Origin of the sequence: Sulfitobacter sp. 15WGC (genome assembly GCF_005068605.1) — a bacterium.
In the GTDB taxonomy this organism is placed as follows: domain Bacteria; phylum Pseudomonadota; class Alphaproteobacteria; order Rhodobacterales; family Rhodobacteraceae; genus Sulfitobacter; species Sulfitobacter faviae.
On the sequence record NZ_SZNL01000124.1, the window covers coordinates 1 to 254 of the forward strand.

At 64.6% G+C, this 254-nt stretch carries 1 pseudogene; it reads left to right on the forward strand.

The annotated features are described in order from the left end of the window. Positions 1-80: 80 nt before the first annotated feature. Positions 81-254: pseudogene (locus tag FCK22_RS18235) on the forward strand (ABC transporter ATP-binding protein); the annotation flags it as partial.

Consider the following 254-nt stretch of genomic DNA (forward strand, 5'->3'; position numbering starts at 1 on the left):
CCGGTCAGCCGCCGGATGGCAGCGGAATGAGCGCGGCCAGCGTCAGTGCCGGGCAGGCGGGAACTATGGAAAGGGACAGCGTGAAAGATCAGGCTGACAGCTATGTCACCGACGACGGCCGCACCATCGGCCCGACGGTGATGGAGATGAAGAACATCACCCTGCGCTTCGGCGGCGTGGAGGCGATCAAGGATATTTCCTTCGACATCCGCGAGGGCGAAATCCGCGCGATCATCGGGCGAACGGGGCGGGCA